The 19,908-nt window shown below is 57.2% G+C and carries 13 protein-coding genes; 3 read left to right on the top strand and 10 right to left on the bottom strand.

Features of this window, described 5'->3' with window-relative positions:
• Positions 1–147: 147 nt before the first annotated feature.
• From maiA to hmgA, 3 genes are read right to left on the bottom strand one after another with little or no spacing between them, the layout of a single operon-like run.
• Positions 148–783 (bottom strand): maleylacetoacetate isomerase, encoded by a 636-nt coding sequence (gene maiA / locus ACQ4MY_RS01230; RefSeq protein WP_440093287.1) that lies wholly within the window; start codon positions 781–783, stop codon positions 148–150.
• Positions 784–795: 12 nt separating this feature from the next.
• Positions 796–2,100: a fumarylacetoacetase gene (gene fahA, locus ACQ4MY_RS01225; RefSeq protein ID WP_440093285.1), complete on the bottom strand. Its 1,305-nt coding sequence runs from the start codon at positions 2,098–2,100 to the stop codon at positions 796–798.
• A 3-nt stretch (positions 2,101–2,103) separates the two neighbouring features.
• A complete protein-coding gene (gene hmgA, locus ACQ4MY_RS01220; RefSeq protein ID WP_440093283.1) occupies positions 2,104–3,408 on the bottom strand; it encodes a homogentisate 1,2-dioxygenase in 1,305 nt (434 codons plus the stop codon).
• A gap of 164 nt (positions 3,409–3,572) precedes the next feature.
• Here hmgA and ACQ4MY_RS01215 point away from each other — a divergent pair, with 164 nt between their 5' ends.
• Positions 3,573–4,370 carry an IclR family transcriptional regulator gene (locus ACQ4MY_RS01215; RefSeq protein ID WP_008087759.1) on the top strand — a complete coding sequence of 266 codons (798 nt, stop codon included), beginning with the start codon at positions 3,573–3,575 and terminating at the stop codon, positions 4,368–4,370.
• A gap of 25 nt (positions 4,371–4,395) precedes the next feature.
• Here the strand turns inward: ACQ4MY_RS01215 and ACQ4MY_RS01210 are convergent, their stop codons facing one another.
• The 4 genes from ACQ4MY_RS01210 to ACQ4MY_RS01195 form a co-directional block, all read right to left on the bottom strand.
• Positions 4,396–7,863: a dermonecrotic toxin domain-containing protein gene (locus ACQ4MY_RS01210; protein WP_440093281.1), complete on the bottom strand. Its 3,468-nt coding sequence runs from the start codon at positions 7,861–7,863 to the stop codon at positions 4,396–4,398.
• A 151-nt stretch (positions 7,864–8,014) separates the two neighbouring features.
• The gene (locus tag ACQ4MY_RS01205; protein ID WP_440093279.1) at positions 8,015–10,567 is read right to left on the bottom strand and encodes a LuxR C-terminal-related transcriptional regulator; all 2,553 of its coding nucleotides are present in this window, start codon (positions 10,565–10,567) and stop codon (positions 8,015–8,017) included.
• Positions 10,568–10,706: 139 nt separating this feature from the next.
• Positions 10,707–12,074 carry a DUF1329 domain-containing protein gene (locus ACQ4MY_RS01200; protein ID WP_440093277.1) on the bottom strand — a complete coding sequence of 456 codons (1,368 nt, stop codon included), beginning with the start codon at positions 12,072–12,074 and terminating at the stop codon, positions 10,707–10,709.
• A gap of 23 nt (positions 12,075–12,097) precedes the next feature.
• A complete protein-coding gene (locus ACQ4MY_RS01195; protein ID WP_440093275.1) occupies positions 12,098–13,891 on the bottom strand; it encodes a DUF1302 domain-containing protein in 1,794 nt (597 codons plus the stop codon).
• Between the two features lie 655 nt (positions 13,892–14,546).
• On the opposite strand from ACQ4MY_RS01195, the gene ACQ4MY_RS01190 reads away from it, so the two are divergent.
• Positions 14,547–16,751 (top strand): S-type pyocin domain-containing protein, encoded by a 2,205-nt coding sequence (locus ACQ4MY_RS01190; RefSeq protein WP_440093273.1) that lies wholly within the window; start codon positions 14,547–14,549, stop codon positions 16,749–16,751.
• Positions 16,738–17,001 (top strand): bacteriocin immunity protein, encoded by a 264-nt coding sequence (locus tag ACQ4MY_RS01185; RefSeq protein ID WP_440093272.1) that lies wholly within the window; start codon positions 16,738–16,740, stop codon positions 16,999–17,001. The genes ACQ4MY_RS01190 and ACQ4MY_RS01185 overlap by 14 nt, the downstream gene beginning before the upstream one ends.
• Before the next feature lie 47 nt (positions 17,002–17,048).
• Here the strand turns inward: ACQ4MY_RS01185 and ACQ4MY_RS01180 are convergent, their stop codons facing one another.
• The 3 genes from ACQ4MY_RS01180 to ACQ4MY_RS01170 form a co-directional block, all read right to left on the bottom strand.
• Positions 17,049–17,960, bottom strand: a complete 912-nt coding sequence (locus tag ACQ4MY_RS01180) for an SDR family oxidoreductase (protein WP_047299796.1) — start codon at positions 17,958–17,960, stop codon at positions 17,049–17,051.
• Between the two features lie 196 nt (positions 17,961–18,156).
• Complete coding sequence (locus tag ACQ4MY_RS01175) at positions 18,157–19,059, bottom strand: alpha/beta fold hydrolase (RefSeq protein ID WP_440093270.1); 903 nt, start codon at positions 19,057–19,059, stop codon at positions 18,157–18,159.
• Positions 19,059–19,841 carry a class II aldolase/adducin family protein gene (locus ACQ4MY_RS01170; RefSeq protein WP_008084971.1) on the bottom strand — a complete coding sequence of 261 codons (783 nt, stop codon included), beginning with the start codon at positions 19,839–19,841 and terminating at the stop codon, positions 19,059–19,061. Before ACQ4MY_RS01170 ends, ACQ4MY_RS01175 begins: the two co-directional genes overlap by 1 nt.
• Positions 19,842–19,908: the final 67 nt, after the last annotated feature.

Below are 19,908 nucleotides of genomic sequence, written 5' to 3'. Positions count from 1 at the left end.
GTTTTGTTTTTATGATTTTTCGGTGCATCAACCGAGCCCCCTGTGGGAGCGGGCTTGCCCGCGATGACGGCGGTAGATTCAATACAACTGAGTCTGAACGATCGCTATCGCGGGCAAGCCCGCTCCCACAGGTTTATCAGTGATCAGTTACGGGGTGTCGGGTTGGTTGGCGGGATGGGCCTTGATGAACGCCGGATGTTCAGCTGCCAGCGCGGCAACGCGGCGAATTTTTGGGTAAGCCTCCAACGAAACGTTAAACCGCTCAGCCGCATACAACTGCGCAATCAGGTAAACATCCGCCACACACGGCCACTCGCCGAAACAGAAGCCCTCGTCGCCAATCAACTCCTCCACCGTCGCCAAGCCTTGGCCGATCCAGTGGCTGATCCACTCCACCACCTGCGGTTCGTCATGCCCCAACTGACGCAGACGATTGAGCACGCTGACGTTGTGCAGCGGATGCACGTCGCAGCCGATCACCGCCGCCACGCCGCGCACATGGGCGCGGGCCGCAAGGTCTTCCGGTAACAGCGGCACCTGTGGATAACGTTCCTCCAAGTATTCGATGATCGCCGGCGACTGGATCAATAACTCGCCTTCATCAGTGCGCAAGGCCGGCACCCGGCCCTGTGGATTGATCGCCAGATACGCCGCTTGCCGATGCTCGCCACCGGCCGGTGCGATCAGGTTGACCGGCAGTGCCTGATAGTCGAGTCCCTTCAATGCCAATGCGATCCGCACGCGGTACGACGAGGTCGATCGGTAGTAGGTATAGAGGTCCATGAGCCGCTCCTGTCAGCGCGCCGCCAACACTTTGCCACGGCATTCGCCGAAACCGATCGACGCGAAACCATCACGAGCACAACGTGCGCGCAGGATGATTTCGTCACCGTCCTCAAGGAATTTACGCACTTCGCCAGAGGCCAGTTCGATCGGTTTTTTACCACCCTCGGTGATTTCCAGCAGGCTGCCGAACTGACCGTTTTCCGGGCCGGACAAGGTGCCTGAACCGAACAGATCACCGGCCTGCAACTGGCAACCATTGACGCTGTGGTGCGCGACCATTTGCGCGACGGTCCAGTACATGTAACGGGTGTTGCTCAGGGTCAGGCGATGGGCTGGCAGATTCTGTTCGCGCATGGCTTCGGTGAGCAGCAGCACTTCCAGTTCGATGTCGAAAGCACCGCCGTCCTGATCGCGTTTGTCGAACAGGTACGGCAGCGGCTGCGGATCACCCTCCGGACGCTTCGGTTGCGCAGTGCGGAATGGCGCCAGCGCTTCCGCTGTTACGACCCACGGCGAAACGCTGGTGATGAAACTCTTCGACAGGAACGGACCCAGCGGCTGGTATTCCCACGCCTGGATATCGCGCGCCGACCAATCGTTGAGCAGGCAGAAACCGGCAATGTGATCAGCGGCATCGCCGATGGCGATCGAGTCGCCCATCTCGTTGCCCTGACCGATCCAGATGCCCAGTTCCAGTTCGTAGTCCAGACGTGCGCACGGGCCGAAAGTCGGCTCAGTCTGACCGGCCGGCAAGGTCTGGCCTTTCGGACGACGAACGTCAGTGCCGGATGCGCGTACGGTGGAGGCGCGACCGTGATAACCGATCGGCACGTGCTTGTAGTTCGGCAGCAACGGGTTATCCGGACGGAACAGTTTGCCGACGTTTTGCGCGTGTTCGATGCCGACGTAGAAGTCGGTGTAATCACTGATGCGCGCCGGCAGATGCAGTTGGCAATCGGCGGCCAGTGGGAGCAGTTTTGCACCTTGGGCCTCGATGTTGCCGCGATGCGTACTGCCTTCGCTGAACAGTTCCAGGAGGCGCTCACGCAAAGCAACACGAGCGTCGCGACCGAGTTCGAAGAACGCGTTCAGCTGACCACCGTGCATGGCTTCGACGGCACTGCGCGCGGTACCGTCGAACAGCCCGGCTTCCAGCGCCACTTGCAGATCAAAGATGTGTTCGCCAATCGCCACGCCTGCGCGCGGTGCCGAGCCATCAAGGCTGAATACCCCGAGCGGAAAGTTCTGCAACGGGAAATCAGCGTGGCCGTTGGCCGAAGCGACCCAGCTGCGGGTGATGGAATTCTGCGTCATGAGTTATCTCCGGGTCGGGTCGAACGTGGCGGGCAGCGTGGCCCAGCAGGCGTCGTAAGTGGATTGCAGTTGCGGGCAGTCGAGGGCGAAGCGGCTTGGGCGCAGCACTTGGCTGGTCTCGAACATGAAGGCCATGGTGTTGTCGATTTTCGCTGGTTTGAGCTCGGCGTTGATCGCTTTGGTGCACGTCTCGCCGTCCGGGCCGTGGGCGCTCATGCAGCTGTGCAGCGACGCGCCGCCCGGCACAAAGCCTTCAGCCTTGGCGTCGTATTCGCCCTGGATCAGGCCCATGAATTCGTTCATCAGGTTGCGGTGGAACCATGGCGGCCGGAAGGTGTTTTCAGCGACCATCCAGCGCGGCGGGAAGATCACGAAGTCGAGGTTGGCCAGGCCGTGCACGCTGGTCGGCGACGTCAGCACGGTGAAGATCGACGGATCGGGATGATCGAAACTCACCGTGCCGATGGTGTTGAAACGGCGCAGGTCGTATTTGTACGGCACGTTATTGCCGTGCCAGGCGACCACGTTCAGCGGCGAGTGATTGAGTTCGGTGGCCCACAACTGACCGAGAAATTTCTGCACCAGCGTGGTTGGCTGCTGCAGGTTTTCGTAAGCGGCGACCGGGGTCAGGAAGTCGCGCGGATTGGCCAGACCATTGCTGCCGATTGGCCCCAGGTCCGGCAGGCGCAGCGGCGCGCCATGGTTCTCGGCGACGTAACCGCGAGCTTGCGGATCGAGCAGTTCAACGCGGAATTTCAGGCCACGCGGCAGCACGACGATTTCCAGCGGCGCCACTTCCAGCACACCCAGTTCAGTGGCGATGCGCAGACGACCGAGTTGCGGCACCAGCAGCAGTTCGCCGTCGGCGTTGAAAAACACGCGCTCCATCGAACGGTTGGCGGCGTAGTTGTAAATGCTGATGCCGGACGGTTTTTCGGCAGCGGAGTTGGCCACCATGCTCACCAGACCATCGATGAAATCAGTCGGCTCGGCCGGGATCTCCAGCGGATTCCAGCGCAGGCGATTGGGCGTCACTTCGCCCAACGGCCCACCGGCCAATTGCCGCTCCAGTTTGACGAAGGCCGGGTGATTGGCCGACGGCTGAATCCGGTACATCCAGGTACGCCGCGCTTCGCTGCGACTCATGGTGAACGCGGTGCCGGAAAACAATTCGGTGTAGAGGCCGTACGGGGCTTTTTGCGGAGAGTTCTGGCCGACGGGCAGCGCGCCGGGCAATGCTTCAGTGCTGAATTCGTTGCCGAAACCGGACTGATACGCCAGTGCCTGAGCGGTTGAATCGAGGTTCATGGAGCCTCCTGAACAGGGAGTCGGCAGTGGCCCATCGCTCTGGCTCAGAGGTTTCGGCACGCCGGGGTTGTTATTATCGTAATTCGATTACGCATAACGTAATTTGCTCGCTATCCAGCGTCAAGCTATAAAGACGCCCATTCGTATCGGAACCCGGCCGCACCATGGAAAAAACCAGCGACAGCAACGGCAAACAGAAAGTCCGCTCCGCCGAAGTCGGCACCGACATCCTCAAGGCCCTGGCCGAGTTGTCGCCGTCCACTTCGTTGTCGCGCCTGGCCGAACACGTGCAGATGCCGGCGAGCAAGGTGCATCGCTATTTGCAAGCGTTGATCGCCTCGGGGTTCGCCGAACAAAACGCCGCCACCAACCATTACGGCCTCGGCCGTGAAGCCTTGCGCGTGGGTCTGGCCGCACTCAACAGTATGGACGTGCTGAAAGTCGCCGCCCTGCCGTTGGCCGAACTGCGCGACGAACTGAACGAGACCTGCTTTTTGGCGGTGTGGGGCAATCAGGGCGCAACCGTGGTGCACATCGAACCGGCGGTGCGTGCCGTGACAGTGGTGACGCAGTTGGGCTCGGTGTTGCCATTGCTGAGTTCTTCGACGGGGCTGGTGTTCAGTGCGTTTTTGCCGCATCGGGAAACCGATGATCTGCGCGAGCAGGAAATCGCCGTTGCCGACCACCCGCTCAAAGACGAAAAAACTTACACAACCCTGTGCGAACAGATCCGCGAACGCGGCCTGCATCATGTTCACGGTTTGCTGATGCCCGGCGTGGATGCGTTGTCGGCGCCGGTGTTCAACGCGGTCGGCCAAGTCGCAGCGGTCGTCACCATTGTCGGTCCGACCTCGTTGTTTCACGCCGATGAAAACGGCCCGGCGGCGCAGCGGTTGTTGGCTGCGACGCGGGCCGTGAGTTGGCGACTAGGGTATGACCCCAAAGATTTATCGAATGTATAGCCGCCGTGCTGCCGTTCAACGGGTTTTAACGCACTGTGGTTTTACTGCGGCCTGATTCGGAGTTCTCAAGTAACGACTTGAAAAAACCGATCAGCATTTCATCAGGTGCTTTCTGGCCGGAAACGTGAGTAACGAATTCAGCAACAGTCCTCGCATCCTTGAAGAGGCTGAGAAAGGATCGTTGAGCGTTGGTCACGGCTTTGACCGGCGCACCGGCGGCCGCCGCTTTCCCCAGTGTTAACAGACTGGTCACAGTATCCTTGAGGTGGCCCACTGCGGCGGAGTAATCTCCTCTCCTGTCCGCTTGCGATGCGTCATAGATACTTTTCATCATCTGAACAGCTACCACTACCGTACCGATGGGTGGCACAACCAAGCTGATGAGGTTCGCGACTTTCATGACGTTATCGTAAATTAGCCCAGCGACCACTTCTTTCAAGCTTGTGGTTCTCTCGTCGATATCACTCAACACACGACGCACCCTCTCATTGTGAAAGGTATAGAGATCTGGCAGTTTGGCTCGACTTTGCGTTTTAACGGGAGGCCGACTATCAACGGTGGCCACAATGCGGTCAAAATATTCATTGATGACCGCTTGATCTACCAGCAAAATCCGACCTGAGTAATAATCCCTGAACGGCCCGTACCGAAAACGAATGGACTGGATAAACTCTCCAACGGGACGAAATGTAGCCCGATCGGGAGCATCGGGCGTGTAGAGATAATCATAAAACTCTGCGCCCAGCTTGAGACGAAATATATAAACGCCTTCCACTGTACGATCGCTTGCCGCCATCAGACCCAACGGCCCGATATTGAACTTGTACAACCCCTCGTCACCTTCTGAAATATTATCGGCAATAGAAAGATAGCCACCGCTTTCTTTTAAATCGTCAATGACACGCTGAAGGGCAGCTAATATTTCAGGCGATATTCTGCCATCAATGAAATCGGAGACGGCGCTACAATGCATTTGGCAGCGAATTTTTTTTGCATGCACTGCACGCTTGAACGCGTAGCCGGCATCGCCTTTATCCAAGTACACCTTCTTAAGCATTTCGGTATAACGATCACCCGGACGAAATGTCTTGGACAGCGCTGACAAGTGGCGAATATCCAGCTCAGCCATCACGGGGTGGCCTCCCGTAACAAAGTACTTGGGATCATCTTTTGTTGCATAGGCAGGATGAGATGCCTCAAACGAAATCCCCTCCAGCAATAGATCAGTAATGCTTTTACGAAACTCGACTGTCTGAACCATGATCAGATCAGGATTAACGTCGACGACACGTCCCTTGGAACGCAATATAATCTCGATCTCTTGCTTGATCAGGTCGTAGGTAAACCGTTCAAATGAAGGAAAACCATTTTCGCGTGCGTCTACAACCGAAAGCGCCTTGAGCTCTGTGGTCAAACGAGCATAACGCTTACGACCGTTATCTCCCAGAAACCGATAGCCAATCGGAGCAATTGTTTTGTGCAACGCAACTTCTGCACGATAAGCAATAGGCGCATAATCGGACAGAAGCTTCATCCCGCCGGCAAACAGATCAGCAAATCGGTTATCCAGTTCGTATTTATAATGCACTTTTGCGCGATCAGTACCCATCAGCTTTCCGGCGTCATTCAAATACTCCGGGTGAATCAACGTTTCAGCATAGTTTCGGTCTACGCTCAAGGCCGCTTCGAGCCACCGATTCATCTCATACATTTCAGGGAATTTTTGAAACTGAAATTTCCCCTCAGGTGTTTTCAGAAACAGCAGAAACCCGTTATGAATTCCCGCAACCATAAAAACAAATACTTCTTTCAATGCTACCGATTGATTTTTTATTTTCAGGCCGCGAATAAGCACCGACGGATCGCCAGCCAACCCGCGCTGTACTACTTCTGCCTCCTTCTCACTGTAATACCCGCTGTTACGAGCAACAAAAAGAGCGAACTCCATTTGGCTGTTGAGGTAGTCGCGATAGGCCTGCTGAAATCCGGCAGATGTAGAAGCCGGGAGAGTGGCTACAAACTCCAAGCGCAGGCTTCGATTGGTCAACCATTGCTCAAGTGCATTGACGGACAAACGGCTGCCTGGCGGTGTGCCTTTGAGGGTGATATTAGCCCTGTGACCGTCGTCATGCAGACCGACCACTAAATACTCGGTCAGTGTTCTGCTCTCTTCCTGCTCTATGGTGCGTCCGCCCACCTGCAATTTGTAGGAGCTGTGGACCTGGATCACTTCCGGATCCAGCGCTTCACCCAGCGCGCTGTCTGACCATGCAGCGAAAGACCGCAGCACATAGTCCTTGAAGGAAAAACATTTATCAAATTCAGCTTTATAGATGACGTCGTATCGTTCCATCGACTCTTCAAGTTCAGCGTAACGTTTTTGCACAACTTGAGTTGCAGACTTCAACCACAGTGGCCAATCGGTACGCTTCAAGTCGGCGAATAACCGATTGAATCGAGTCTCTATAGCGTGACGCATGACTTGCATATTTTGATTATTTTGCAACTCGGAAATTAATGTTCCAGCAAAATTCTGGCGATTTCGCAGCCGACTGGCTGCGCTTTCAACCTGGCCTTTCAGGTGGGCATCTACGCCATTTGAAATTACGCTTCCAGACATTTTAAGGCATTTAATTCCAATCGTCGGCGAGGCCTTGCGAGCTTGCAATTTTTTATATAATTCGGTGCTTCTACTAAAATATTCAAAGCCATATTTTGGCGTATGCACGACATAACCAGTGTCTTCATTAAGCCATTTCATTTCCGAACCCGCACGTTCGGCGTTGTCCAGAACGAAACGTGGCCCTGGCCCGCCCAGATAATCCTCATCGGGTTGCAGCCTTACTTCAAAAGCACCCTGACTCTTCGCGGCGTTTAACAAATGAGCGAACCGCCCTCCTAGAAAGTCAGGCACCGCACCGGTCATGACCGAAAGCGATAACTCAGCTGTCAATACCGAGGCGTAAGCCTGATGAAAAATTTGTGTATTGGTCAATAAAGGCGATTCAACTGCAGTGGCTTTTGCGGCGGCCGCCCAATATCCAGCGAGTTCTTCCTGGAGCTTGTTTTCGAGTTCACCGGAGAGGCTCGACACCAGACTTTCAACATCGTGAATACTGAACTCTGGCACTTTGAATTTATCACTGAACGTGTCGGCAAGATAAAAAACTCCATCCCCACCCACGACATATCCTGGCTGTACATTATTATCCAGGCAGTAGAGCACCACTTCGCTCAGCGTCCCTGAGGGCCGCCGCTTGCCATCAGCCTTCAAACTCCCTGTATTAATATAGACATTGTCAATGTCCACTTTTTTGCGCCTCTGCACCAACTCGCTTTCCAGCATTTTCCTGACGATCAGTTTAACGCTGGGGGCCCCATCAACGACGGCAAAAAGTTTATTTTTCGCAATAGTCGCCTTTTCCCATTCTTGAGCCCACGTTACCTTTTCACCTTCCGAATCGCGCATCAGACTTGTGAACATCTTGCTCATGAAAACTCCTTGTCGACTTAACCCAGGCTACAGAAAAGCAGCCACGTTGGATTGTCGCAAGGTAGATTCTTTTTTGACTGGCGAAAACAGCCAATAGATTTCAAAAAATATTCACTTTAACAATTGAACAACAGTTTACTTACTGCAAAAGCTATAGAAACCCCAATGACTTAGCCTTCGCCACAGCTTGGGTCCTGCGCTCTACGCCTAGTTTCCCATTGATTCTCCTGGCGTGAGTTTTCACCGTATGCAATGAAATATAAAGTTGCTCGGCAATTTGCTGATTGGATGCTCCCTGGGCAATTAACCGCAGCACTTCAAGCTCACGGCGACTCAGCGCAAGTTCATGCATTTCTTCCGTAAACGGCGAATTACCATCCGCCATCACCTGCGATGCGATATTGGTATCTCGGCGTAACTGCCACTCTCGCAAGGCCTGATGCAAGTGACAGCGCTCGACTAATAGCTGTGCCCGTTGAAAAGCTCTTTGCGCTAAAACATGATCGCCGCTCGACTCGGCCAGTTGTGCTATTGCCAACTGTAATTCAGTTTCCATGTTCAACATTCCCTTCGCCTGGGCCTGTTTTAACAGTTGCTGAACCTGAGCAAGGCCATTTTCCGCGGGCGAAAGTTTCATACAGGCGCAGGCCAACAGATACTCGATGCGCGCAATCAATTCCAGGGTGGCGGGGGGAGCCTGACGTGCATGCGGTCCACGGTAGTGGCGCAGTAGCCGTCCCAGTGCTTCTTGCGCCAACTGCGGCCGCCCCTGTTGCAACCAGAACTGGCTGCTGACCTGCAGAAGCACACCACGATAAACCGTGTCCGGTATCTGCCTTTGCTGCATGACCCTTTCGGCTTCGCGCAAGCGCTCGAACGCCAGCGCGTAATCGCTTTTATTTGCCGCGAGTTGCGCTTGTCCGAGATAGCCGTACAACACACGCTTGTCATGACTGCGCAGGCAATCCTCAAGGCCTTTTTGAAACAGTTCCGCCGCCTGAGTCTCGTGCCCCATGCACAGGGCCAGCCGCCCTCGGCGCAGAGAAATTCTGCCAAGCAGTGGTGTCGGTTGATCCGCCCGCGCGCGCAGCAACTGGTCGATGGCCAGAAGCAGACTCTCGGCCCGAGCCGGCGCCCCTCGTTGTTCGAGCAATTGTGCGTGATCGAGCTCGAGCAAGCCCTCGAACAGCAGCGAACCCTGGGCCCGAGCCAGGCACAGTGCCTCGCGGTTGATGGCGTGGGCCTGCTCCAGTTCACCGCACAATAACGCTTGCTGGGTCTGTCCGGACAGGCATAACAAACGAACCTGCCATGCGTGAGGAACCAGTGCGGCCAACGCTTCTCGAAAGTGCTCGCGCGCAGGCTCCATTTGCCCTTGCAAGTGCAGTAGCCAGCCTTGTTGCGCCTGCCACCGCGCAAGTAATTGCTGCTCGAGTTGAGCGCTAGGCTGTGGCATGAACCGTGACAGGTGGCCGATACACACCGCGGCGTGTTCAAAACGACCGGCGAAAAGCGCCGCTGCGGTCATCAGCCCGATTAGTTGCGGGGTGGCCAGGATCAACTCCTGCCCATGACGCTCCTGCAATCGCAACAACAGCACAACCGTTTGATCCTCGAACAGATCTTCGAGGCTCAAGTGCTGCAACAGACTCACCGCTGTCTCGTATTCATCAGCCAGCAGCGCCTGTTCAAAGGCGGCGCGCCAATCCTGAGCAGCGGTAAACCACTGGCAGGCACGCCGATGCCATGAGCGTCCGGCAGGCCAGTGTTCTTCACACATGATGCGAGACAATGGCGCGAATACTTGCAACCAGTCCGCAGACTCATGCCACGGCTCGATAAAGCAGCCAAGGGCTTGCAACGCGCTCAAGAGCGGCGCGCCCTCACCGGCACCAAACAAGTGTTCACACAGCTCGGTGTTGAAGCGCGGTAAATGCGCCAGTACACGCCATGCCTCAGCCTGCTCCGGAGTAAGGCCGCTGAACAGTTCGTGCTGCAGATAGTCCAGCAGCGTGTCGACGCGTTGCCGGGGGAGAATGCCTTGCGACTCATTGCATTTTTGCAACAGCGCCATACGTGCCCCGGCGCACCAGCCGCCGGTGCGCTGGACAATCCGAGTGGCGACACTGCCAGCCTGTTCCGGCGGCAAGTGGCGCAACGCTCCGGCGACCTCCTCGTGTGTAAGTGCCAGCGTCGCCTGTTCACACTCGTACAACTCATCATTGAGCAAAAGCCGCGGCCAATTGCATTGCGGACGACGTCGGGTGCTCACCCACCAGGTCAGTGCTGGACTGCTGACTGCCAGCAGGCGATCAAGCAAGGCATCCAGCAGCGGATCCGGCAAACGGCAGTAGTCGTCGATAAACAGCCAGGTGGGTCTGGACCAGAACGTCAGCATCGCGATCAACCCGGCCTCATCAATGCTTTCGGGCAGCCCCAGCGCCTGCGCCAGTCGCTGGCATAGCTGCATGCGGTTCAACATGACGCCAGCCAACGGCAACCAGGCCCGTTCACATGATGCTGGCGCCTGCAAAAAGCATTCGGTGAGTAACGCAGTTTTACCACTGCCGGCGGGTGCGCAGACGAGCCGGACTCGTGCCATTGAATCAAGCAATGGCTGGCTCAATCGAAGACGCGGCTGATGATGGGAAGAAAGCCTGGGGAAAAATCCGCGGCGATCCAGGCAAGAAGTCATGGCAGTCATCGGGTCAGCCTTTTTATCGTTATGCACTCACCCTAGCCCTCTGCAGGCACCTTGTTGACGAGTATTCAGCGCGCTGATTGGCGCCCATAAAAAAGGCGACCGGGTGGTCGCCTTTTGCCTTGCCGATGTATCCAGAGCGTTACCGAACGCCTTCGGCGCGCAAGGCAGACGGGGTGTAATCCGCAGCCTTGGCTTCGAAGCCGAATTCGTAACTGTGCTTCTCTTCGTTCTTCATCCCCAGGGCAATGTAGCGACCGGCGATGATGTCGTAGAGCGCTTCGAGGGTGTAAGCCTGTGCCTGATGCTCGTAGTGATATTCAGAGTGCCCCTCGGCCACGCGCCACAGTTGACCGCGACCGTCATAGTGATCGACCAGCGCGACTTGCCAGCTGTCCTCATCGATGTACATGTGGCGCTTGGCGTAGATGTGCCGCTCGCTTGGTTTGACCGTACCGATGACTTCCCAGACACGGTGCAATTCATAACGGGTCAGGTCCTGATTGATGTGCCCGGCCTTGACGATGTCGTCGTATTTCAGGCTTGGCGAATCGAGTTTGTAGCTGTTGTACGGGATGTACATTTCCTTTTTGCCGACCAGTTTCCAGTCGTAGCGATCCGGTGCGCCGGAAAACATGTCGAAGTTGTCCGAAGTACGCAGGCCATCCGCCGCCGTGCCCGGGCCGTCATACGCCACTTGCGGCGCACGACGTACACGGCGCTGACCGGCGTTGTAGATCCACGCCAGACGCGGCTCCTTCACCTGATCGAGGGTCTCGTGCACCAGCAGCACGTTGCCGGCCAGACGCGCCGGCGCGGTCACCGATTGCTTGAAAAAAGTCAGCACGTTGGCGGCTTTTTCCGGATCGATATCCTTGATCAATTGCGGCACGGCGATCTCTTCTTCGAAGCGGATCGGCGTGTAGCTGCCGTTGGTCTGCGGGGTCACCTGAGTGATGATGCGTTTGACGTTGCCGCCGTGATAACGGGTGATGTGGTTCCACAACACTTCGACACCGTTCTTCGGAATCGGAAACGCGTAGTAGCGATTGCCGGTGAAATTGGCCAGGCCATTACCGTCGTTGATCGTGGTCACATTGAGCGCGCTGCGCTTGGCCGATTCGTAGATTTCCGGCGGTACGGCGACGGTGCGGTGGGTGGTGTAAACCGGGATTTTGTAGGTTTGCGGGTAACGCTTGAACATCGCCACCTGACCTTCAGACAGCTTGTCCTTGTATTTGTCGACGTTGGCCGGGGTGATGGTGAACAACGGTTTCTCGTTGGCGAACGGGTCGGCGAGGAAACCTTTGCTGTCCACCGCCGCGGCGTTTTTCGGGATACCGCCGGTCCACGCCGGAATCGAGCCATCGGCGTTGCCGGCCTTTTCGGCGCCGAGCGGGGTCAGGCTGGTGCCGAGTTTGTTCGCTTCATCCGGCGACACTGCCGCCATCACGTTGGCCGCCAGCACACTCAGGGCCAGCACACCACATTGCAGAATCATTTTGCGCATTGCAGTCATCCTTCTCGGGCAGATCAGAAGTTCACGCCGAAGCTCAGGGCCACGAAGTCACGGTCTTCGAGGACGTTGTAATCGCCGCCAAAGAAGTCGGTGTAGCTGAGGCTCGCGGTGTAGGTGTTGCGGTAGTCGGCATCGACGCCGACGCTGATCGCTTTCGCGCCTTCGTTGAACAGGCCGTTGGGCCCGTAACCGGCGACGTCATGCGACCACGACAGGTTGGGTTTGAAGTTGATCCCGCCGACCACGTTGGCGTAATCGAGGATCGCCCGGGCGCGGTAGCCCCACGAAGTTGAAGTGACGAAGCCGTCGGTGTCGCCGCCGAAACCGTACTGGCCGTACACCGAGTCGCGGCCATAACGCAGTTGACTGCGCGGCTCCAGACCGCCGACGTGCACCACCGCTGCTTCGCCGACCACGGTCAGACGTTCTGCGCCCAACACCTGATCGAAGAAGTGCGTGAGGGTGCTCTGGATTTGCGTGACTTCCTTGCGGCGGTAGCTCTTGTTGTCCGCGCCCGGCGACGTCGTCAGCGGCGAGGCCGCACCGCCGGCAATCGGGTTGAGCAGCGCCAGCGTCAGGTCGTTGGTGTTGACCTGCACCGGCGCGTTTGGCCGGTAGCTGACCTCACCAGTCCACGCAGTACCGGTTGGCAAAGTGGTGGAGAAACTCGCGCCATACAGGCGAATGTCTTCCGGGTATTCGAGGTAGTACTGGCCGCGCCCGAGCATCACACTCTGCGCCAGACCCGAGCCGCTGCCAGGCGCCAGACCGTTGGCAATCCCGACCATCCCCGGCAATGCCGCCAATGTCGAAAGCCCCGCCGTGGTGGTGCCCACCGTTGGCGTGCGGCTGTGATAGTTCATGAAATAGAGGCCGTATTCGGTGTCGTCGCCGAGCCAGCGCAGCGCTGTGCCCCACTGCCCGGAATCCCGCGCATCACGGTCGCCGCCGCGAGGGATCACCACCCCTTCGCGAGTGACCTGAATGCCCTGACCGAAGGCCTGGGTCAGCGGCACCAACGGCGCGATTGCCGGATTGCCAACGGTGTAGCCGTTGTTGCAACCATCCGCCGCCACATCGACACCGAAGAACGTGCCGCAGTTGTCGAGAACGGTCTGATCCCACTCCAGTTGATAGAAGCCCTCGACCGTCAGCTGATCCGTCAGGCCTTGCGAACCGAACAGCATGTTCACCGGAATCAGACCTTCCTTGATCTCGGCACCGGGACGGCGAAATGCGGAAACGTCGATCGGGTTGATGCTGTTGATCGAGTTGCCGATGAAGGTACTTTCGCCCCAGCTCACCACCTGCTTACCGGCGCGCACAGTGCCCGGCAGATCGGCAATGGAATAGTTGTGATAGACGAAGGCATCGAGGATCTGCGCGCCGGACGACTTCGCGCCTTCCTTGCGACCGCTGTCGCTGATTTGCTTGAACTCGCGGTCTTCGTCCTTCAGCTCGAAGTCGTACCAATACTTGCCGCGCACAAACACACCGGTGTCGCCGTACTTCAGTTCGAGGTCGTGAATGCCTTTGAAGATCTTCGAAAAGGTCTCGCCCTTCTTGAAGTTCAGGCGCCCGTCATCACCCGTGGAAGATTGCCCGGTACCGCCGTTGACCGTGCCGACCAGCGACTTGTCGGCATCGCGCAGGCCCCAGCTCGCACCGATCGACAGCGACGAGTCGAACGTCCCTTCGATTTCGCCGATGTTGAAAGCGACCGCTTGCGCCTGGGCACAGCAACCCAGAGCCACCGCAGCGGCCAGCGCTTGCGGCGTGAAGATGGCGCGCATTGTTGTTTTTGTCATGCGTCTTCCCCGGTGAGTGACAGAAGGCCCCACCCTACTGCCGCCGGCACGGGACGATAAGCGCACCAAGGAGGTATTCGCGCTGTCGCTCGAAAGGATGAATGCCCGCACAGGGCGGGGGTTTGCGCGATTCATCCGTGAGCTGGATGGACGATCATCAGCGCAACGCATGGTGCATGCCGGGGCGCAGCGACTGTTGCACGCCCCGCAACAGTGCATGTCGGGAATCGCTATTTTTCCTACAGGCCGAAGTGCTTATTCTGAGCGGGCTTTCACGGGATACGCCGAAAAGCGCCGAAGCACTGGCCATGAGCAACTCTGGCCATTGCTGACAGATTTCAGATGAATCGACGTGTTCGGTTTATCGCCCCGGTGTTCACTGACGTTGATTTGTAGCTCCTTGATCCAACGTCTTACCTTGGCCGCTGCGTTTGCAGCGGCCTTTTTTATGGGCGCATGAAATACCTTTCCTGATTTCATGCAGGAATTGTCCGACTCCGTGTAAGAACTTCCCTGGCTTAAAGCCACGGCACTGAAACTTCATACTTTATCCACAGCAAAAACCCACACACCTCCCGGACACTTCCGAAGCACTTTCGCTGTAACTTCAAATGGCAGAGGCGACCAGCCACTGTGAAGTTTCGACTTCCAATAAATGCACATTCAAAAGGATATGAATATGCAAAGGCCTCCACCGTTTGAGTTAACGGAGCCGGTTCATACAACAGGCACTTTGCCGCCCTCGATGCTGCCTACTTCCGGCACAGTCGATCATTACCGCCATAGCGGCACTTTCGGTACTGTGCGAAGTCCGGCACGTTATCAACCGATACTTCAAAGTTTCATCATCCCGCAAGAGCGCGAGTTCAAAAGCCGAACCGAACAGATCCCCCAGACTATTGAAGTGGAACTGGCCGCCACGCGTCTGAAAGAGTCCACAGAGCCGTTGCCACCGGCGGCCGCAATCATCCGTGAGTTGGGTGTTCGCAACAAACTCATTCAACACAAGAACCAGCAACTGCAACACCAGACAACCTTGTCTCAGCAGTTTTACGGCAGCGATCCAACTAACAAGAGCGCCGATCAGTTTCTTGCTCGCGCCAATGTCATCGACAATCGCTTACGGCCCGACGGCCCAGGCATGAACCTGTGGAAACAGTCTTACCGCGCCGCACTCGAAGCCCGCCTGCTGACCCAGACGCTGGCGGTTCTGCACCAACAACAGATTAGCGTGCACCAATGGCTCGCAGCGGTACAAGCCAACGACCACACGCAGAACCTCGCAGCAGAAGCCACGCGCCAAGCGGCAGAACAGGCACGAATCGCCGTCGAACAACAGCGTCAGCGAGACCTGCAGGAACAAGTCCGTCGCCAGCAGGAACAGGCAGAAATCCAGGCACGCGAGCAGGCTCGACTGGCGGCATTGGCCGAGGCGCAGCGTGTGGCTGCCGAGCAGGCGCGCGTTGCTGCCGAAGCCGCCACGCAACAAATCGTCGCTGAGAAGAGACGACTCGAAGTGCTGGCCGAACAGCAACGCCAGACTGAAGCCGACAGAGTCCGTACCGCGCAGGAAGCCCGGCAGAAGACTGAAAAAGCCCGTATCGAACAGCAACAAAAAGCCGATCGATCAGCGAAAAGAAAAAACCAGAAACAGGCACGCCGCAAAGCCCGGGCGGAGGCTCAAGAGCTTGCCGAGCGCAAACGCCTGCACGCCGAATGGCAGCAGCAAACCGAAGCGCGCTGGACAAGCCCGACATTCGCCAATGCCGGCGCAGCCGCAGCTTTTGGCCCGACCTTCGCCGGAACACTCGGCATTATTGCCAACCCTGCAACCACGACGGCGGCACTGCAGACCTCGCTACGCACGGGTGTAGCCATTGCGGTAGCAGCCGCTTCCACCTTCGCCGTGCCGTTTGTGGTGGGTTTCGCCGCGTTACTGGTCCCCTCCGATCTGGGCAACGGCGATCTCTATTCCGCGAGCGTTACTCTTGCAGAGCTTGCGCCTGACCTGGCAGTCGATCTGTATCAATTGGCAGCCTCCGGCGGTGCCGTCGACCTGCCGGTGCGGCTTGGCTCAAGGTCGCTGGGCAACCGTGTCGAAATTGTCGTCGTCAGCACTGATGGCGTGATTGTCCCGCACACAGTGCCAGTGAAATTGGCGCGCTTTGATGCGCAGAAAAACCTTTACGTTTCGAGCGCCGCTGACGTTGGAGCGAAGGGCCCCACGGTCACTTGGACACCATTGGTCGCGCCGCTGAATCCTTCGACCGAATCCCCTCAGGTCGAAATGGATTTGCCGATCTACGAAGGCGCCGAGGTAATCGCCGACAGCGGTCGGATCGATCTCAACCCGGTATGGGATCAATACGGATTCGGTGGCTGGATCACCGTCTTCCCGATCGACTCCGGACTACCACCCATCTTCACGATGTTCCGGGATCGAAGGCAGGATCCCGGGGTGGTCAGCGGCATGGGACAGCCGGTTTCGAACAATTGGTTGGCAGCGGCAAAAACCCCGGAAGGCGCCCCGATCCCGGCGCAGATTGCGCATAAGTTTCGAGGGCGGGAGTTTTCGAGTTTCAGGGCGTTTCGCAGGGCGTTTTGGAAAGCGGTTGCAAATGATGCTTTTCTGGTTGAACAGTTTTCTCGATTTAACATATTCGACATAAAACGAGGGCTTTCACCGACTGCCTCTGGATCAGAACGAATTGGAGGAAAAATCAAACTAGATATTCATCATATTGAGCCTATTTTCGATGGTGGCTCGGTGTATGACGTAGACAACCTTCGCATACTCACACCCAAGCAGCACATTGAAACCCATTCAAGAATGAGAAAATTAAAAAATGAATCCCAATAAGAAGTTTGAGGAATATACAGAAGCAGAGTACATATCTCTCATCAATCGTTTGGTTGAGGGTGATTACTCATCAGAGAAAGAACACGACGCCATTGTCAACGAGATTATTCTATCGTCTGAGCATCCAAATGGAACAGACGTTCTTTACTACCCGGAAGAGGGTGTAGAGGACAGCCCAGAAGGCGTATTAGGAGCCATTAAAGTCTGGCGCGCAGCCAACGGAAAACCCGGATTCAAAACCGAGGAATGAGAAACAAAAATCGAGCAGGCTTCAACGCCTGCTCGCTTTCGCTGCGATTACAACGAGTACTTCTGCAAATTCGCCATCATTTCCTTCAGCGCTTCAATATTGTCCTTCGGATGCGCCGCCCCTTCAAAATCACAAATCTGCTGCCAATGCGCCGCGACATCTTCCGGCGAGAAACCCACTCGCGGATCGAACCCGGCACCTAAACTACGTTCCCAACGTACCTTGCCCATCCAGCCGCCACCTACTTCGAACAGTCCTGAAGTTTCCTGGCATTGCTCGCTCGCCAAGTACACCACCAGCGGGCTGACCAGTTCCGGTTTCAGTTGTTCGAACACTTGTGGCGGGATCAGGCCTTCGGTCATGCGCGTGCCGCCGGTTGGCGCGATGGCGTTGACCAGAATGTTGTTCTTGCGACCTTCGATGGCCAGGGTGCGGGTCAGGCCGTAGAGGCCGAGTTTGGCCATGCCGTAGTTGGACTGGCCGAAGTTGCCGTAGATGCCCGAGGTCGAGGCGGTAAAGATCACGCGGCCGTAGTTTTGCTCGCGCAGGTGTGGCCATGCGGCGCGGGTGACTTTGTAGGCGCCTTCGACGTGGACGCGGTAAACCAGATCCCAGTCGGCGTCGTCCATTTTGTGGAAGGTCTTGTCGCGCAGGATGCCGGCGTTGTTGACCACGACGTCGACGCGGCCGAAGACGTCGAGGGCGTTTTGGACCAGTTTGTCGCCGTCGGTGACCGAGTCGTGGTTGGCTTCAGCCGTGCCGCCGGCTTCGCGAATTTCGGCGACCACGCGGTCGGCGGCGGAGGCATTGGCGCCTTCGCCCTGGGTCGAGCCGCCGAGGTCGTTGACCAGCACTTTCGCGCCTTGCTTGGCGAACAGCAGTGCGTGGGCGCGGCCAAGGCCACCACCGGCTCCGGTGACGATCACGACTTTATCTTCGAAACGCACAGACTCATTCATCGAGGCAACTCCAGCAGGCCAGTATTGACGCTGAGTGTCAGGCACCGGGCGTGGTGTCACAACGAACAGGGCTGGGGCTGAATGGTGTGCGATAAGGTTGGGGGATAGTCAGGATTGAAAAGCAAAAGATCGCAGCCTGCGGCAGCTCCTACAGGGATCGGTGTAGGAGCTGCCGCAGGCTGCGATCTTTTGATCTTCAGGAACAGGCGACTTTGCGCGGTGGCAGCACCTGACGCTCGCGAAATTCCAGATAGTGCTTAAGCACCTGCACCGGCGCCTCGGTTTGCGGATAGTGACCGATGCCCGGCAACAACACCGTATCCGCATCCGGGATCAACTCGCGATAGCGCTCGACCATGTGCGCACCAGAGATCGGATCGACCTCGCCATCGATCACCCGCATCGGCACTTCGCCCCGCTGCATCGCCGCGACCCAACGATCACGCTGCACGCGACGTTCCGGAATGTAGCTGATCAGTTTGTGCATGATGCGCGGCCCGCGATTGCTGTCGACCAGGCTCCAGAAATCATCCAGCTCACTTTCCGTCGGCCGGGTTTGCGGGCCGAAGATCTGGCGAAAACTCTTCACCAGCGCATCGCGGGTAAACGCGCGGCCGATCATCCAGCCCAGTGGACTCAGCAACAGTTTTTGCATCAGTACCGGACGATGGGTTTCCGGAAACAGGCCACCGTTGAGGAACACGCAACTGGCGATTTCGAGGCGATCCTCGTAATGCCGGGCCAGCAACTCTTGCGCAACGCTGTCACCGTAATCGTGCGCCAGCACATGCACCGGTTGCTCAACCTGCAAATGCGCGAGCAATGCCTGCTGCAAATCCGCCTGTTCCAGCAAGCTGTAGGTGTGGTTGATCGGCTTGGCCGAATCACCAAAACCGAGCATGTCACAGGCGATCACGCGATAACGCTGAGCCAGTGGCTGCCACAGGTAATGCCAGTCCCAACTGGCGGTCGGAAAGCCATGGATCAGCAACAGCGGCTCACCCTGCCCGGTCGTCCAGTAACGGATCGGCTGGCCACGAAAGACAAACGTCTGGCTGCGTTTACGCCAGACACACAGAGGAATCTCGGCAAGAGGCATTAGAGTTTATATCCCGGGTCTTGTTTATCGAGTTTGCGCAGCAGCGCCGGCCAGGCCAGCGCGCCACCCATACCTTGAGCACTTTTGGTGACGCCGGCGATCATCGCTTTGGCGCCTGCCAGGATTTGCGGTTCGATAGCGATGAGTTCAGCACCACCGGTCTGCGCCATCACCTGAATGTCGCAGGCGCGCTGGAAGGTGAACATCATCAGAAAGGTGTCGGCGATGGTGCTGCCACAGGTCAACAGACCGTGATTGTGCAGCATGAGGAAATTGTTCTCGCCGAGATCGGCCTGCAGGCGCGCCTTCTCTTCATGGTTCAGCGCCACGCCTTCATAGGCGTGATAGGCCAGGCTCGACAGCACGAACAATGATTGCTGGCTGATCGGCAGCACGCCCTGCTTTTGCGCCGACACCGCGACACCGGACGCGGTGTGTGTATGCAGCACACAAACCACATCGTGCCGCACTTCGTGCACGGCGCTGTGGATGGTGTAGCCGGCAGGGTTGATCTCGTACGGGCTGTCCATGAGTTTGTTGCCGGCCTGATCGACTTTCACCAGGCTCGATGCGGTGATCTCATGGAACATCAGACCGAACGGATTGATCAGGAAATCTTCGGTGCCCGGCACCTTGGCGGAAATATGGGTGAAGATCAGATCGTCCCAGCCATGGGCGGCGACCAGACGATAACAAGCGGCAAGATCGACACGGGTCTGCCATTCCGCAGCGCTGACCTGGTCTTTGACATTAAGGGACGATTGGACGGGGGCTACGCTCACTGTATGCACCTCTGCGTTCTTATTGTTCTGCACGTGTGAGCAGTCTAGTCAGGCGCAGGCAATCGCG

Origin of the sequence: Pseudomonas sp. SM4, assembly GCF_051913165.1 — a bacterium.
Taxonomy (GTDB): domain Bacteria; phylum Pseudomonadota; class Gammaproteobacteria; order Pseudomonadales; family Pseudomonadaceae; genus Aquipseudomonas.
Note: the sequence above shows the minus strand (reverse complement) of the source record. Positions and strands in the feature narration are given on the sequence as shown.

Excerpts from the sequence above, each read along its gene's own strand:
- ACQ4MY_RS01195 (WP_440093275.1), bottom strand. The coding sequence starts at position 13,891 with ATGACAAAAACAACAATGCGCGCCATCTTCACGCCGCAAGCGCTGGCC.
- ACQ4MY_RS01175 (WP_440093270.1), bottom strand. The coding sequence starts at position 19,059 with ATGCCTCTTGCCGAGATTCCTCTGTGTGTCTGGCGTAAACGCAGCCAG.
- ACQ4MY_RS01215 (WP_008087759.1), top strand. The coding sequence starts at position 3,573 with ATGGAAAAAACCAGCGACAGCAACGGCAAACAGAAAGTCCGCTCCGCC.
- hmgA (WP_440093283.1), bottom strand. The coding sequence starts at position 3,408 with ATGAACCTCGATTCAACCGCTCAGGCACTGGCGTATCAGTCCGGTTTC.
- ACQ4MY_RS01190 (WP_440093273.1), top strand. The coding sequence starts at position 14,547 with ATGCACATTCAAAAGGATATGAATATGCAAAGGCCTCCACCGTTTGAG.
- maiA (WP_440093287.1), bottom strand. The coding sequence starts at position 783 with ATGGACCTCTATACCTACTACCGATCGACCTCGTCGTACCGCGTGCGG.
- ACQ4MY_RS01185 (WP_440093272.1), top strand. The coding sequence starts at position 16,738 with ATGAATCCCAATAAGAAGTTTGAGGAATATACAGAAGCAGAGTACATA.
- ACQ4MY_RS01180 (WP_047299796.1), bottom strand. The coding sequence starts at position 17,960 with ATGAATGAGTCTGTGCGTTTCGAAGATAAAGTCGTGATCGTCACCGGA.
- fahA (WP_440093285.1), bottom strand. The coding sequence starts at position 2,100 with ATGACGCAGAATTCCATCACCCGCAGCTGGGTCGCTTCGGCCAACGGC.
- ACQ4MY_RS01200 (WP_440093277.1), bottom strand. The coding sequence starts at position 12,074 with ATGCGCAAAATGATTCTGCAATGTGGTGTGCTGGCCCTGAGTGTGCTG.
- ACQ4MY_RS01210 (WP_440093281.1), bottom strand. The coding sequence starts at position 7,863 with ATGAGCAAGATGTTCACAAGTCTGATGCGCGATTCGGAAGGTGAAAAG.
- ACQ4MY_RS01205 (WP_440093279.1), bottom strand. The coding sequence starts at position 10,567 with ATGACTGCCATGACTTCTTGCCTGGATCGCCGCGGATTTTTCCCCAGG.